The 15,523-nt window shown below is 39.9% G+C and carries 12 protein-coding genes and 1 other RNA gene; 4 read left to right on the plus strand and 9 right to left on the minus strand.

The window, feature by feature from the left end; translation table 11 throughout:
• Positions 1-163: 163 nt before the first annotated feature.
• From ABJN95_RS09240 to rny, 4 genes are all read left to right on the plus strand, one after another.
• On the plus strand, positions 164-454 hold the full coding sequence (locus ABJN95_RS09240; RefSeq protein ID WP_348370107.1) for a hypothetical protein: 291 nt from the start codon (positions 164-166) through the stop codon (positions 452-454).
• Between the two features lie 13 nt (positions 455-467).
• The gene (locus ABJN95_RS09245; protein WP_348370108.1) at positions 468-764 is read left to right on the plus strand and encodes a cell division protein ZapA; all 297 of its coding nucleotides are present in this window, start codon (positions 468-470) and stop codon (positions 762-764) included.
• Between the two features lie 53 nt (positions 765-817).
• A non-coding RNA gene (ssrS, locus tag ABJN95_RS09250) (6S RNA) lies at positions 818-927 on the plus strand.
• Between the two features lie 50 nt (positions 928-977).
• The gene (gene rny / locus ABJN95_RS09255; RefSeq protein WP_348371708.1) at positions 978-2,546 is read left to right on the plus strand and encodes a ribonuclease Y; all 1,569 of its coding nucleotides are present in this window, start codon (positions 978-980) and stop codon (positions 2,544-2,546) included.
• 72 nt (positions 2,547-2,618) lie between these two features.
• Here rny and ABJN95_RS09260 read toward each other — a convergent pair whose 3' ends face one another.
• The 9 genes from ABJN95_RS09260 to ABJN95_RS09300 form a co-directional block, all read right to left on the minus strand.
• Positions 2,619-4,652 carry a DUF349 domain-containing protein gene (locus ABJN95_RS09260; protein WP_348370109.1) on the minus strand — a complete coding sequence of 678 codons (2,034 nt, stop codon included), beginning with the start codon at positions 4,650-4,652 and terminating at the stop codon, positions 2,619-2,621.
• 169 nt (positions 4,653-4,821) lie between these two features.
• Complete coding sequence (locus ABJN95_RS09265) at positions 4,822-5,559, minus strand: shikimate dehydrogenase (RefSeq protein ID WP_348370110.1); 738 nt, start codon at positions 5,557-5,559, stop codon at positions 4,822-4,824.
• Positions 5,546-6,565, minus strand: a complete 1,020-nt coding sequence (locus ABJN95_RS09270; protein ID WP_348370111.1) for a DUF368 domain-containing protein — start codon at positions 6,563-6,565, stop codon at positions 5,546-5,548. The genes ABJN95_RS09265 and ABJN95_RS09270 overlap by 14 nt, the downstream gene beginning before the upstream one ends.
• Positions 6,566-6,577: 12 nt before the next feature.
• A complete protein-coding gene (locus tag ABJN95_RS09275) occupies positions 6,578-7,495 on the minus strand; it encodes a DUF368 domain-containing protein (protein ID WP_348370112.1) in 918 nt (305 codons plus the stop codon).
• 25 nt (positions 7,496-7,520) lie between these two features.
• The gene (locus ABJN95_RS09280; protein WP_348370113.1) at positions 7,521-8,921 is read right to left on the minus strand and encodes a hypothetical protein; all 1,401 of its coding nucleotides are present in this window, start codon (positions 8,919-8,921) and stop codon (positions 7,521-7,523) included.
• A 95-nt stretch (positions 8,922-9,016) separates the two neighbouring features.
• Entirely contained in the window at positions 9,017-10,198 is a 1,182-nt protein-coding gene (locus tag ABJN95_RS09285; protein ID WP_348370114.1) for an aspartate aminotransferase family protein, read from the minus strand.
• 24 nt (positions 10,199-10,222) lie between these two features.
• Positions 10,223-11,905, minus strand: coding sequence for an OstA-like protein (locus ABJN95_RS09290; RefSeq protein WP_348371709.1), 1,683 nt, complete (start codon positions 11,903-11,905; stop codon positions 10,223-10,225).
• A gap of 177 nt (positions 11,906-12,082) precedes the next feature.
• Positions 12,083-13,477, minus strand: coding sequence for a Gfo/Idh/MocA family oxidoreductase (locus ABJN95_RS09295; protein ID WP_348370115.1), 1,395 nt, complete (start codon positions 13,475-13,477; stop codon positions 12,083-12,085).
• Positions 13,478-13,488: 11 nt separating this feature from the next.
• On the minus strand, positions 13,489-15,477 hold the full coding sequence (locus tag ABJN95_RS09300) for a sialate O-acetylesterase (protein WP_348370116.1): 1,989 nt from the start codon (positions 15,475-15,477) through the stop codon (positions 13,489-13,491).
• Positions 15,478-15,523 lie beyond the last annotated feature (46 nt).

Raw genomic sequence — 15,523 nt, forward strand, 5'->3', positions numbered from 1 at the left:
TAGCAGCATTCATTCTGAAAAAAATATGCCATTTAATTTGACCCATAATATCTAACTAACGATTTATTAGGCATTAAAGTATTACTTCAAGAATAATTGAAAAAAGTATTGCTAAGTCCTTTGAGGTATGTTAACTTTGTGTAAAACGCATTGAGTTTTACGCATGAGTGAATTGGTTAAAATAGTTGATTCTCTTGAGAACAAAGTCAGTAAGTTGCTACATAAATTAGAGCTCTTACAACAGACGAATAAGAAATTAGAGAATGAACTGATGGTCACCAGAAATACCAAAGACAGTTCACAAAAACTGGTTTCTGACTGGGAAGAGAAGTACAATTCACTAAAGCTTGCAAATTCGATGCTGGGCAGTAGTACTAATAAAACAGAAGCGAAGCTAAAGATAAACACATTGATTAGAGAGTTGGATCATTGTATTACCCAACTGGCTGAATAATGTCTGAAATAAGATGTCAGAAAAACTCAAGATAAAGCTTTCTATCGCTGATAGAATATATCCATTGACGATTGACCCTGCACAGGAAGAGGGGTTGCGGAAGGCGGCAAAAAATATTGAGCAACTGGCCAAAAAGTTTGAACAGAGTTATGCCGTTCGAGACAAGCAAGATGTATTGGCCATGTGTGCTTTACAATTTGCCTCTAAAATTGAACAAAAAGGTATAGATCAATCAGAAGGTACTTCCGAGTCTATCGAACGCTTAAAGGCGTTAGATGCCTTGGTGAATACCAAGCTTAGCATAAAATAAGTTCTTTAAAATAGCATAAAGTTACTGCCCACATTGGTAATAATTTTTGACAAACTCAACATTAATTTAATTAAAAAGGGTGAGTTTAGATTATAAAAGAATGCCTTGCTCGTACAAGGAACCTTGAGTAGTCTGTTAGCCCTAAACCTGTTTACTGGAGTTTGTACAAAACTTCTCCAATGTGGGCTTTTTTTATAATTAAACTATACTATGATGGATATAACGAGCATACTAATAGGTGCAGTAATAGGGCTTTTAATAGGATTTGTAATTGCCAAGTTCATGGAGAAGGGAAAAGCCTCCAAGACCACGGCTAACGCTAAACGTGAAGCAGAATCTATACTAAAAGCTGCTAAAACTGATGGAGAGAATATTAAAAAGGATAAAATATTTCAAGCAAAGGAGAAGTTTTTAGAGCTAAAGGCGGAGCATGAAAAGGTAATTATCGGAAAGGAAAAAAAAATGGCCGAGGCCGAGAAGCGAACGAGAGATAAAGAATCTCAAATTAGCAGCGAATTGGCCAAAAGCAAGAATTTAAACCAGCAGTTAGAAAGTAAACTGAAAGATGTTGAAAAGAAATCTGAGTTCTACGAAAAGAAACAATCGGAATTAGAGAAACTTCATAAAAGCCAAGTACAGCAACTGGAAGTTATTTCTGGGCTTTCTGCCGATGAAGCCAAGGGTCAGCTGATGGAATCCTTAAAGGAAACTGCAAAGTCAGACGCAATGGCTTATTTGCAAACCACAATGGAGGAAGCTAAACTTACTGCCCAACAAGAAGCTCGTAAAATCGTAATCAATACCATACAGCGTATTGGAACTGAAGAGGCAGTTGAAAACTGTGTTTCTGTTTTTAACTTAGAGTCTGACGATGTTAAAGGGCGAATTATTGGTCGAGAAGGACGAAATATCCGTGCTTTGGAGTCGGCAACGGGTGTTGAGATTATTGTAGATGATACGCCAGACGCTATTATTTTATCTTGTTTTGATTCGGTACGAAGAGAGATTGCGCGCTTGTCTTTGCATAAATTGGTTACAGACGGAAGAATACATCCTGCGCGAATTGAGGAAATCGTTAAAAAGACAGAAAAACAAATTGAAAGTGAAATTGTTGAAATCGGTAAACGTACCATTATCGATTTAGGTATTCATGGTTTACATCCAGAGTTGATCAAGGCGGTGGGTCGCATGAAATACCGTTCGTCATATGGGCAAAACTTGCTTCAGCACTCTCGTGAGGTAGCAAAGCTTTGTGGTGTGATGGCGTCTGAAATGGGCTTGAATGCCAAAGTTGCGAAAAGAGCTGGATTGTTACATGACATTGGCAAAGTGCCGAATACGGAAGCTGAGGTGGAGACGCCACATGCTATTCTGGGAATGCAGTGGGCAGAGAAATACGGTGAGAAACCAGATGTGTGCAATGCCATTGGAGCACACCATGACGAGATTGAAATGAAAACACTGATTTCACCCATTGTTCAGGTTTGTGATGCAATAAGTGGAGCCAGACCAGGGGCAAGGAGACAAGTGATGGATTCGTATATTCAGCGTTTGAAAGACCTTGAAGAGATCGCATTCAATTTTAGCGGTGTTCAAAAGGCATATGCAATTCAAGCTGGTAGAGAGCTACGTGTGATTGTTGAAAGTGAGAAGGTAAGCGATGACAAGGCAGCTGAGCTTTCCTTTGAAATTTCTCAAAAAATTCAGACAGATATGACCTATCCGGGGCAAGTAAAAGTTACGGTAATCCGTGAAACCAGGGCAGTAAACGTGGCGAAGTAGAACCATTCATACGGTTACTTAAAAAAGAGCGCATATGTTGCGCTCTTTTTTATTTTACGACCAACCAAGGTTTTATTCTTCCTCTGAATTGGCCGTTTCCGCGTTGTTTTCTTCAGCTTCTTTATTTAAGCTATTCTCCATAATATTAAGCTTTTTTAACTTGGATTTCCAAGTTTCCAAAGACTGCTTATGGGTTTCGACTCTTTTGATGACATCTTGAACTAACGGATTGTCTTCAGATGCATTTGAGAAAAATTGAAGGTTGTTTTCTAACTGGCGGATCTCATTATCACTTTCAGCTATTTTTCTTCGTATAAAAGTCCGCTCGTTTGAAATCGCCCTATTGTTGTCAGCTTTTGCAAGTTGTTGGATCTTGTTACCATATTTTAGCAATTCAGATTCTTGTCGGCCTACGTCGAGTTTCTTGAAAATCGCATCGAGTATTTTGTTGAACTTCTGGGTGATGTTCTTTTTGTTGAAAGGCACTCTTCCAATGCCCTTCCATTCTTCGATAAAACCTTTGATAGTCGATAGATCCTCTTCTCGCTTACCAGAAAGCTGAAACGCCTTCAAGCGTTCAAGACATGCTTCTTTTTGTGCCAAATTTTCCGTTTCAGCTGCATGAGCCTGATTTTTCAGCGCGTGCAAACGGTCAAAATAATGGTTACAAGCACTTTTGAATTCCTTCCAGATTTTATCCGAATATTTACGAGGCACATGACCTATTTTCTTCCATTCACTCTGTATGCGTTTCATTTCTTGGGTAGTAGTATCCCAATCCTCACTATCTTTCAAGCTTACGGCCAGCTTAAGGAGTTCTCTTTTCTTGTCGAGGTTATCTTGTTGATCCTTCTTTAGATTTTTGTAGAACGCATTCTTATTGCGATTGAATTTGCGAACTGCTTCTTTAAATTCCGCCCAGGTCTTCTCATTTACTTTTTGAGGTACCTTACCGGCTTTGAAGAAGGAATTTCGCAGTTCTTCAATTTGTTTCATTTGAAGCTGCAAAGCTCTATGATTGTCAGCAACATGCTCTGAAATATTAAGAATTGCCGCAATTATTTCATGCTTTTTTACTAGGTTCTGCTCATGAATCTTATCGAGATCTTTATAGTATTCCTGTCGACGTTGGTGCAAAACTTTGGTAGCGTTGCTAAAAAGTTCCCAAATCTGCTCGCGGTGTTCTTTGCCTACAGGCCCCACATCTTCTTTCCAGATTTTGTGCAGTGTTTGCAACTCGCGAAAGGCTTTGCCCAAATCGGGCTCCTGGGCAAGCGCTTCAGCACGTACTACTAACTTCTGCTTTTCTTCAAGATTGTGCTTGAAATCAAGATCGCGTAGCTCTCTATTTATATGAAGAAAATCATAGAATATTTCAATGTGGTGGTGATAAGTGCGCCAAACATTGTTGTAGTCTGTTCTTGGAATTGGCCCGGCATTACGCCATTGTTCCTGTAAATCTTTGAAATTCTTATAGGTAGTATTAATGTCTTCCTCGACGTTGATTAAGCCTTTCAGTTGCTCAATCAATGCAAGCCTATTGGCCAAGTTTTCTTTGAGATTCCTTTCTAGATTTTTATAATACTGATTTCGTTTTTCACGATATTCTGTATAGACTTCGTTGAATTGTCTCTTGGTAACGGAGTTGTATCTAAAATCGATCTCATTACCCCCATTGGCGATAAAGTCTTCCTTTTTATGATCTATGAATTCTTGAAACTTTAAATCAAATTCATATTTAATGCCTTCAACATGTTTCTTTATTGCCTGAACCTTCTCATTCTTAACCAGTTTCTGCAGTTCACCAGTCAAATTTTCAATAGACATCGAATGGTAATCGAGTATTGGAATGCGATGTCGGTGATGATTATCGGTATCCTCCGCATCTTCGGCATTGTTTTCTTCAATCTCTTCTATAGCCTTGTCCTCTTTGGCAGTATCATTTTTCAGGTTACCATCTTCTTTTGGACTTTCAGGGTTTTCCGTAATCTCATCTTTTGGCGTATCAGTAACCTCTCCGCTCTCCGAAAGGTTTTTTTCGGTTGCTTCCATTTCGGCATTTTCTACTACTTGTTCCTGTAGTTCTTGTTCTTTCTCCTTCGGCATTCGAAATATTTTGGTTGCGCATGAGATTGCTATTGTAAGATAGTAACAACATCGCGAATGGCAAAAATAATAGGGCACTTCTTTCCTATTCGAGACACGGGAGATAGCATGTTATCGAGCACAAAGATGAATTCCAAAAGTATGTCTTTGTAATTACAGCTAAAGGCGATTAGCTATTCCATATTACCCAAGCTTCTTCTGCTTGTAATTCTAACATACGTTGACCATTACATATGGTAGCTCCTCGGCCTTCTCCTTCTAATAGAAAAGCTGTTTTTTCAGGATTGTAAATTAAATCGAAAAGTAGATGTTTTTCATTCAGGTAGGTATATGGTATATCGGGTTTTTGGTCAACATTTGGATGCGTGCCGAGGGGAGTACAATTTACCAAAATTGTATACTTTTCTAAAATAGCCTTGTCCAATTCATCATAGGAGAATTGACCTTTGTCAGCATTCCGTGATACGAATTTATACGGAATGTTTAGTTCTTCAAAGACGAAGGCTACGGCCTTTGATGCGCCTCCAGTACCTAAGATTAGGGCCCTGGTATGATGCTCTTTTAGAAAAAATTCTATTGATTTTTGAAAACCATAGCAATCCGTATTGTACCCCAAGAGTCCCCCTTTTTCCACTTTAATGGTGTTTACCGCACCAATTCTTTCCGCTGTGACATCTAATCTGGTCAAGTACGGAATAATAGCTTGCTTATAAGGAATAGTAACGTTAAGTCCTTTTATTTCAGGATGATCAGGAAGGAGTGTTTCAAACTTTTCAATTTCAGATAAATCAAAATTCACATAGGAATGATTTTCAAGTCCGAGTTGCTTAAATTTTTCAGCAAAGTAACGCTTGGAGAAGGAATAGGAAATATCCCTACCTACCAATCCGAATTTATATTGTCGCATTCCTTTTTTTTCCATACCAATCCAATCCCAATAATACGGCTATTCCTAAGACCACAAAGAACAATGCCCACCAAGTTTCTAAAATTTCAAAATCGGGGAGGTATCTTTTGTAATTGCTCACGACCGCTTTGCCGTTAGAGGCAAAAAGTACTTCACCAGAAATGTCCAATTTGTAAATTGTTTTTTTCCAAGGCCATACCACCCCAAGAGAGCCCGAAATAAAACCAATTATAACTGCTGTTGTAATGTGCTTATAACGTTTCAGAACGTAGCTTAAAAGATGCGAAAGACTAACCAAACCCACCGCTGATCCCGACGTGAATACGGCAAGTATTTTAAGCGTGTTTAAACGTTCTTCATTTTTTACAAAGCTAAAATCGCCTCGCAACAATTCGGCACCGGTGTCGTAAAGTGCGTTTACAGAATCGACCAGAAGTAGTACGTAATTTCCAAGAAGAATCAGAATAAAAGAGCCTGATAAACCGGGTAGTGTCATACCAGAAACACTGATGATGCCGCAGAGAAAGATAAACAGTAAATTGTCATTCTCTTTTGCGGGGCTCAGAAAACTAATAGAAACCCCTACGATCAAACCGATGATGCCAGCCGTGATTGTGCGTTTGTTCCAGTGGTTAAAATCTTTAGAAATGTAATATATAGAGCCCAAGATCATTCCGAAAAAAGCCGCCCAGACAAAGAGTTCATTGCGTTCCAAAAAATAGTCAAGCACTTTAGAAACGCTAAAATAGCTTACCAGCATTCCGAAAATTAAAAGCGATAAAAACCCACCGTTTATATAACGATAAAAGCTGTTAAACCTACCACTAAAAAGGAGTTTAAAAGCCTTTCCGTTTATCTTTTGAAGGGAATAGATGAATTCTTCATAGAAACCTCCCACGAAGGCTACGATACCTCCAGAGACCCCTGGTACTTTGTTCGCAGCACCCATACACAGTCCTTTTACGACCAAAAAAAACTTGTCTACAAGTGATCGTGTTTTGTTCATGAGGAAGTACGCTTATTCTTTTGAGGCTACTTTTTCAAGTATAAAAATAAGGGAAAAACCTAGGATGGCTAGTAGTGCAGCATATAATACTTGGTTATCACCCTCAAAGGCGAATGGCGATATGTTTTTTTCCGCTATTGGAATTACTTTCTCACCAAAAGTTTTGGTTTCAAGTACTTTTTTCCAAGGCCAAATCTTTGGCAAAGAACCTAGAATAAAACCGGTTAAGATGGCCAAGGTTAAATTTTTATAATTTTTAAACATCCATTTTAATAGACGTGCAAAACTCAGTAAGCCAAAAATTGCGCCCAATGCAACCGTCATCACGATCTTGACATCTCTTTCGTGAACCGCATCTAAAATAGTCTTGTAAGAGCCTAAAAGTACGAGAATAAAAGCACCAGAGATGCCGGGAAGAATCATGGCACAAACTGCAATAGCCCCCGAAAGGAACAAATAAGGTAAACTGCCTACATTTTCGTTTGGAGGTAGGGTGGTAATAAAATACGCAATTGCTGCCCCAGCAAGAAGCATTGCTACTGTTGCTACGTTCCACTTTTCCAATGCTTTTCCGATAAAAAATATGCTAGCGGCAACCAGGCCGAAAAAGAAAGACCACAACAAAATAGGTTGATTTTCTAAAAGCCAGCTTACCGCTGTGGCAAGCGAAAATAGGCTGATAAAAATTCCGACAAAAAGTGCAAAAAGAAAATTGCCGTTCAATTGAGTCCATGCCGCTTTTAACCCGTCTTTTTTCAAGGTTTTAAATAGCGAAATATCAATGTTATTGATAGAGCTGACCAGTTCCTCGTATATTCCTGAGATAAAAGCTATAGTTCCGCCAGATACACCGGGAACTACATCTGCAGCGCCCATGGCCATTCCCTTAAGAGTAATAATAATATAGTGAAGAAGATTTCTGTTTTCCATAAGGCAAAAGGCAAAAATACTTCTTTTATCTGGAAGCCTTTTTGATATCAGCAACAATGTTCAGTGTCCATTCTGTATTTGCAAACTGGGGGAATTCTTCTTCGAACAAGAACAGCTTTTCAATATCGTTTTTAAGTGCATCAATAAGTGTTATACGCGCATTTATAGTATCATTGGCCAACAACTGTAATCCCGCCATTTTGTATTGCAATCGAGCACTTTCGGGATAAAACTCTCGTCCTTGAGCCAAGATCTGAACCGCCGAATCGATATCATTGTTGAGTTGAGATACCTCAGCCCACTTCAACCAAGTGGTAAGCTCATAATTGCCTAAATCTACGGCTTGCTTGTATGCATAATCTGCCTGGTCGTACTTTTTAAGTGCTGTATTTATTTTTGCACATTTTTTCCAATAATTTGGGTTTTCACCATCAATATTCAGGGCCTTGTTAATGTAGTAAAAGGCTTTTTCGTAATTTCTTCTTTTATAATAGAAATCTGTAATGGCCAACCAACCTTTGTCTAGAAGCGGATCTTCGTGAACCGTTTGGTAGTAATAAAACTTTGCCATGTCATTATTTTGCAACATCTCATGACATTTGCCTATGCGCAGGTATGCATGTGAAGTCGGATCTTCTATTTCTATGGTCGTCTCATAGTTCTCAATCGCTTTGAGATATTGACCCATTTTTTCCAATACTTTACCTTTTTCAAAGTAGGCACCCATGAATGTATCATCGGAAATGATTGCGAAATCGTAGGCAGCGAGTGCTTCAGGATACATACCCTTTTCGAAATACTGCTTTCCCAATTGATGCCAAGCGACCTCGCAGTATGGGTTGCGATCTAAGTACGTATTTAGATAATAAATTGCTCCGTCAAAATCCTCTAAAAATTCAAAGCAATAAATAACGTTGTAAAGAGAAGAGTAGTCGTGGTCGTCAATGTCGACACACTTCATAAAACTTTTCTGAGCCATTTTGAAATCGTCCATAAACAAATATTCCATGCCCAATAGCGAGTGAATATCGTATCCATTATTGGAAAGTTCTAAGGCTTTGTATAAAAGGTTAATGGCGGCTTCATGATTATCTTTTTTGGAGTAGATATTGGCACGTTGAATATAAATTTCTTCGTTACTGCTGTCAAGAAGCTGAAGTTTATCTAATAGTTCCTCAGCTAAATCAAGATTGTTCTCAAATACCAATACCTCCACATCCAACAATTTGAGTTGTATGGAATCAGGGTGCTGTTGAAGCCCAATTTTAATGGCTTTTTTAGCCAATGCTATTTTTCCGTTATTTAAATAATGGTGAATAATATCCTCAAAATCTTCTGCGTCAAAGAAGTAGACATCGTCTGTCTTGAGCATAGATTCAAATTTGGCTATGGGCCTGCCGGGTCTTTCGTTAGATTCTAACGCCATGAACGATTTGGTTATTCTATGGACTTAAAAGTAAGGTTTTGATGTTACGTTTAAATCCAGACTAGGGCTTTATTATTAACAAATTAGTTAACATCTTATTGTCGGTATCTGTCAAGTATTTGAAGAATAAGGCGACATCCCGTTTCGATTTCGGCACTTGATATTGTTAATGGTGGTGATATACGCACCGCTTTCGGTTCAAACAACAACCAAAAAAGAATAAGCTTGTTTTTGGCACTTTCAAGAACCAGGTAGTCAGCCATTTTTTCATCTTTTAATATCAGAGCCAACATGAGACCCTTGCCTCTAATTTCAGAAATAAGGCTGTGTTGCAGTAGCTTTCTAAAGTGCTTTTCCTTTTCAAGTGTTTGTGGAATCAAATCACTTTTAGTCAATTCTTTTAGGGTAGCTAAACAAGCCGCCGCGATTACCGGATTTCCTCCAAATGTAGTTATATGACCTAATTTGGGACTATCCTGCAAGCTGGCCATAAGATCTTTGGAAGTGGTAAAAGCACCAACCGGAAGCCCCGAAGCCATTCCTTTTCCCATAACTAAAATATCGGGAATGCAATTGTAGTGTTCGAAAGCGAACAGTTTTCCTGTTCGGCCGAAGCCGGGTTGAATTTCATCCAAAATTAACAAGGCTCCGACATCATCGCATCGTTTTCTAAGTTTTTCCAAATAGGTATTCTTTGGAACAATAAAGCCCGCACCACCTTGAATGGTTTCCAAGACCACAGCTGCGGTCTTTTTTGTTATTCTTTCGATATCGCTTTCGGCATTAAACTGAATAAAGGAAACACCGGGCAACAGAGGCCTAAATGCACTCTTTCGTTCTTCATAGCCCATAATACTCAAACTACCCATGGTGTTGCCGTGGTAGGCGCCATAAGCCGATATGATTTCACTTCTGCCTGTATAGCGTCTTGCCAGCTTTAGAGCGCCCTCTATCGCTTCTGTTCCCGAATTTACAAGGTAAGTTGTCTCTAACGGGGCGGGTAGGTGAGCAGCTAAGAGCTTCGTGTAATCTACTGCTGCTTGCTGAATATACTCTCCATATACCATAACGTGCATATAGGTTTCTGACTGCTGCTGAATGGCTTTGACCACTTTCGGATGACAATGCCCCAAACTACAAGCAGATACGCCTGCAACAAAATCTAAATGAGCGTTTCCAGAAGTGTCATAAATATAGCTCCCCTTGGCATAGGCAACTTCCATTCCTAACGGATGAGGTGTTGTTTGAGCTTGGTATTTTAGGAAGTCATTTTTCATAATTCCAAAATCCTTTGACGGGTTTTACTGGCTAGCTTTCACTTTCTTGACCTGCGGACGTTTTTTTGGTTCGGTAGATTCTTCGTTAGGTATAGGGATATTATTTACCGGATCACTCGGGTTCAGACTCCGTTCTTCTTCCTCGGCGTCAATATCTATGGGGTTTTCGATACCTCGAATTACCACAAGCTCGATAGTGTTGTCATCTTCATCAAAAATATCGTCCTTGGTCATGATGCGTTCATCACCACGCCAAATAAAGCCTTTTAGTTTTCTGCTTTCTAGGGGGAGGTCTTTGTCAGGGAAAATATCGCCATCAGGGTCTCGTCTAAAAGTCAAATCTTCCACATCATTGTTGGCCATGGTAATACGTATGGAACTGCAAATGGTTTTGTTGATACCAATAAGCTCCTCATCGTCATTGTACATGTAATAGATGACTTCGGTGTTTTTTACCAAGTCGATAATTTTCAGTTCGTTCTCTTTGAATTTGCCGAATAGGTCTTTCCCTTTCGCTTGATTGTAGCCTGTTTTGCTAATACTGTCAAGAGATACTATAAAAGCATTTTCCAGCACTTTTAAGGAGTCTAACTGCTCGGTTTTTACGTTCGATATAATATGGATACTATCTCCTGTCATTTGGTTTTCACCATTCCATAAAACGGGATTTCTAACCAGTTGAATGAGACCTGTTTTTTCTGCGGAGTGGATAGAATCACATTTTCCGCTCATATCGGTTTTAAAGAATTTTGCATTTCTAAAAGCCCTAACAATACGGCTCTCGGGTGGCCCAGTAACCATTAAAGTATCGCCATGAACATATAGCGAATCTTGTTCGACTAAGCTTATGGTCACGGCTCTCTTTGTGGCAAAAACAGAATCTTTAGCTTTAAAAACTTCTGCATAATGCGCTCTGGTAATGGCTTTATTAATGGTATCGGTAACGGTTATGTTATTGGTGGCCGATGCAAATTCAGAAGCCTTATCAAAATACACACTATCACCTTCGATAATTCTATTGTTATAATCGATACGTGTATTTTTGATGCCATAACCACTTTCTATTTTGGTGTCGTAAAACCCACGCTCGCAATAAATTTTATACGCTTCTCCGGTAATAGTGGAAGGCCCATACATGTACGCGTTCTTTGAATTGGTATAGTAATCCAGCTGCTCCGAATCTAAAATGTATTGTGGATTATCGATATGAACGCTATCTAAAAATTGGTACTTTTTGATATCCATAAAGTACCTTCCAATCTCACTAGTCAAGGTATTTGCCGAATCTACTACGGTGCCGAAATCTTGATAATAAGCTTGTTGATTTTCACGGTCAAAGCGCAGCGTGTCGGTAGTTAATGTCATGTCTCCACCTTCAGAAGTTGCACTTTGCAATACCACATTTTCGTAGGCTTTTGCCAATTTAGAATTTCCATCGTAATCGATTTTGCCGCTGGTCATATTTACCGAATCACCTTGTTGCATACGAATGTTTCCGATGGCTTTCAGCTTATTATCTTTTTGATAAAATATGGCTATATCACACCATAGGTCGGCCCCTTGATGTTCGAATTGTACCTGTCTAGCATCCTTACTAAAAATAAAGGCTCCTGGATATTGGACTTCGTCTTTGGTTAAATTGGCACCGTAAACTATATTGATTTGTTTGCTTTCTGTAGTGTCTTTTTCTGTTTGCTGTTGGGTTATTTGAGCAAATCCTGCGAAAGTGCAAAAAGCAAGTATGAACAGTAAAAACGTCTTTTTCAACAGTTTTGAATTTTGCCCAAAAATAGGATTTTTTAACTCAGGGTAATTCGAATTAGGATAGATTTAATAAAGAAAGCCGCCCAAAGGCAGCTTTGCGTTTTAATTAATTATGGGCCATCAAGATATAATCTGCAATGGTGCGGTCTCTTTCCACTTGCCTCTGGTAAAGTCAGGAAATGCTTGTGGCATACCACCTTGGGCTACTGACGCCTCACTCAGTGGACTAACAGCGCTCCAATAACAACCTTCATAAACGTTTTGATCTAAGGGGAGTCCGTTCTGTAGACATTCTACAATGCGATACATCATAAGGCCGTCCATACCGCCATGACCACTGCCTTTAGCGGCTTCGTTCAATCGTTTATAAAGCGGATGGTCATATTTTTCGTATAAAGAGGCCAATTGCTCTCCCTCGGCCCATTGGTGATGGTTTTTGGTAGCTCCATCAATGCCGCCCTCCAAGGCAACACGAGTGGGGAATCCTGCGAGTATTCCCTTTGAGCCTTGAATTAGGTTATGACGGGTATATGGCCTAGGGCTTGTTTCGTCCCATTGTACCATTATGGTTCTTCCTAGGGCCGTTTTAATGATGGTCGTATTCATATCTCCTCCCTTATAATCTAATTTGTTCCATTTATGGTCGGCAGCATAGTTCTTTTCGGCATACAGTTTTCTACCCACAGCCGGGGTAGAAAAGGAGACGAGACTGGCAAAATTGTCTTCTGTTCTGGCAAGGTTCATATACTGCGCCACTGGCCCTAAGCCATGTGTGGGATACAAATTGCCATTTCTATTGGCGTAATGATGGGTTCGCCAAGATCCTGTTCCTCTTTCTTGTTCTTCCATTTGACCTCGCAATTCATGCACGTAGGCTGCTTCAGCGTGCAAAGGCTCTCCAATGACCCCAAGGCGACACATATTGAGATACATCAGTTCTTCTCTGGCATAATTGACGTTTTCCATCATCATACAGTGCTTTCCGGTGGCCTCAGAAGTATCGACGATATCCCACATTTCCTTTAAGGTCAATGCAATAGGCACCTCGCAGAAGGCATGAGCTCCTTTTTTCATGGCTTCAATGCACATGGGCGCATGATTTTTCCAATTGGTAACGACAAATACGACGTCGGGTTTCACCTCGTCGAGCATAGTTTTCCATTTGTTTTCATCACCGTAATACAAAGCAACCTTTTTGTGTCGCTTACCGCCGCCTATTTTTTCGGCCTCAGCTCCCCATTTTTTCGCTAAGTCCTCGTACAAATCGCAAACAGCAACTACTTCAGTACCTGGTAATTCAGCAAAGAACTTTAAATGCCCAGGTCCTCGAGCGCCCACACCGATGAAGGCTGCTCGAACCGTTTCTAGTTTAGGAGCCGCGAAATCACCCATATAGGAATGCGATAAAGGTCTTTCGGCACCCAAAGGACTATTTGCAAGTATCGGACTCACAGATATTGCTGCACCGGCGAGGGATGTTTTTCTGAGGAAATTCCTTCTGTTAATGTTCTTCATGATATTTCAATTTATTCGGTTGTGAATGAGGATGCAGGCAATCCCTCCTTGTTATATAATGTACCTGCAATATAATCTTTCCAAGCATATCGTACATATTTGGGTTCCGATATTTCGAGTGTTGTTACTTCAATGGCATTGCCTATCTGGGTTGCTTTTGCGGGAATAAATTCTTTATTGGACCCAGCAATTTCAAATCCAAGTAAACCAGAACTTTTCGACATTAGGCCAGTACCAATATGATCAAATTCAATGAAAATCTTATTTCCTGAAATAGAATGTGTTTTATACAAGGGTCCTGAAGCGACGATTTCTTTATCATAATCATTTGCCAGTGCAAGCTTAGCCAAGCGATCGCCCACATCTTGTTTATTGCCAGGGTGTATGCTATTTGGAAGTCCGATATCCATTGTAATGGCCATACCGGTTTTGGGCGTTATTAGGCTTTTTCGCTGGGCATCTCGCAGCGCGGGAGAAAGCTCATTTCCATAAGAAAAGGGAGCAATTTGAACAAAATAGAATGAAAAATCAGTCCCCCATCTTTCGCGCCAATCTTCAATCATTCCAGGAAAGAGTTTTAGGTATTGCTCATGGCGTCCTACATTGCTTTCACCCTGATACCAAATAGCACCCTGAATATTGTAAGGTAGCAAGGGTTGAATCATTCCATTGAACAATACCGTGGGCGTATGCGAATCCAAGCTATAGGAATCAATTCCTACAGGAGGATTTTTTAGTGCCTCCTCGTTTTTATGAAATAATAAAAAGTTAGCGCCTCGAAAACCGGCAGTTTGACTATAAAGCCAATTTTCTGAAATGGATATTGGCGCTTTTGTCTTGTTGTTTGTCAGCCAGGGCTCGCTCATAAATCCACCTCCACCGCCAGTGTCGACTATGCGAATCGCAATGCTATTTTCTCCTTTTACGAGTACAGATTTAGGAATTGAATACGATCTGGGAGTATTCCATCCAATGGTGCTTCCTACTTTAATTCCATTGACAAAAGTCTCATCCATATCATCAATACCCTCAGCTATATCGAGGGTGTAATCTGAGGAAATATCATCTAGCATTATTTTTTTTCGAAACCAAAATGCACCATCTGTACTGGTAACAGCCAAGTCTTCAACAGCCACTAATTTTTGGGTACTCTTCCAATTTGAGTCATCGAAATCCACTTGGGCAAAGGCCTCATCATCAAGGTTTAAGTCAGACCAAGCCTCTGGAGTGCTGGGTATTTCACTTGTAGGGAATTTTGCAAACCAGTCGTTAAAGACAGAAATCTTTTCCTCGTCAAGGGCTTCTAGTTCTTGAGAAAATTCACTCAAATTTGCTATTTTTTCCTTGCTCATCCAAGATTCAACAGGGGTGCCTCCCCAAGTACTTGTAATTATGCCAATAGGCACGCCCAATTCTTGATACAGCTTACGGGCAAAAAAGTAAGCAGTTGCACTAAACCTATTTGCGTTTTGTGGATTAGTTACTTGCCATTGGCCGGCGAAGCTGCTTGCAGGCGACGATTCGATCGCCCGAGCGACATCGATATATCGGATGTTAGTATAGTTAGCTGCCGCGATTTCTTCTTTATAATTATCAATGGGCTCATTGGGCAAAAAACCTTCCAAAGGCATCTCCATGTTAGATTGACCTGAGGCCAGCCATACTTCACCTATTAAGACGTCTTTTAACGTAATAGTTTTGTCTTGGGTGGTAATGCGTACTTCAAATGGGCCACCTGCTTTTGGAGTTTTGAGCTTCAAACTCCATTGCCCGTTGCTATCAGAGTTTGTGACCTCTTCCTCTCCCCAACTCCCAATAACCGTAACTTTTTCCATGCGGTTATATACTCCCCAAAAAGCAACTTCATCTTGCTGTTGCAACACCATATGATCTGAAAAAAGAGCGTTTAAAGCAAGTTCTTTTTTTATAGTATCCTTACAGGAAAGAAATACCAGTAGTGCACTTAGCATAAGTATGCTGCCTTTGGTTGAATTTTTCATACTACAATTTAGCGAAAAAAGCCAATCTGTGCACGTGCACACTGTA

The organism is Maribacter sp. (genome assembly GCF_039974175.1).
In the GTDB taxonomy this organism is placed as follows: domain Bacteria; phylum Bacteroidota; class Bacteroidia; order Flavobacteriales; family Flavobacteriaceae; genus Maribacter_C.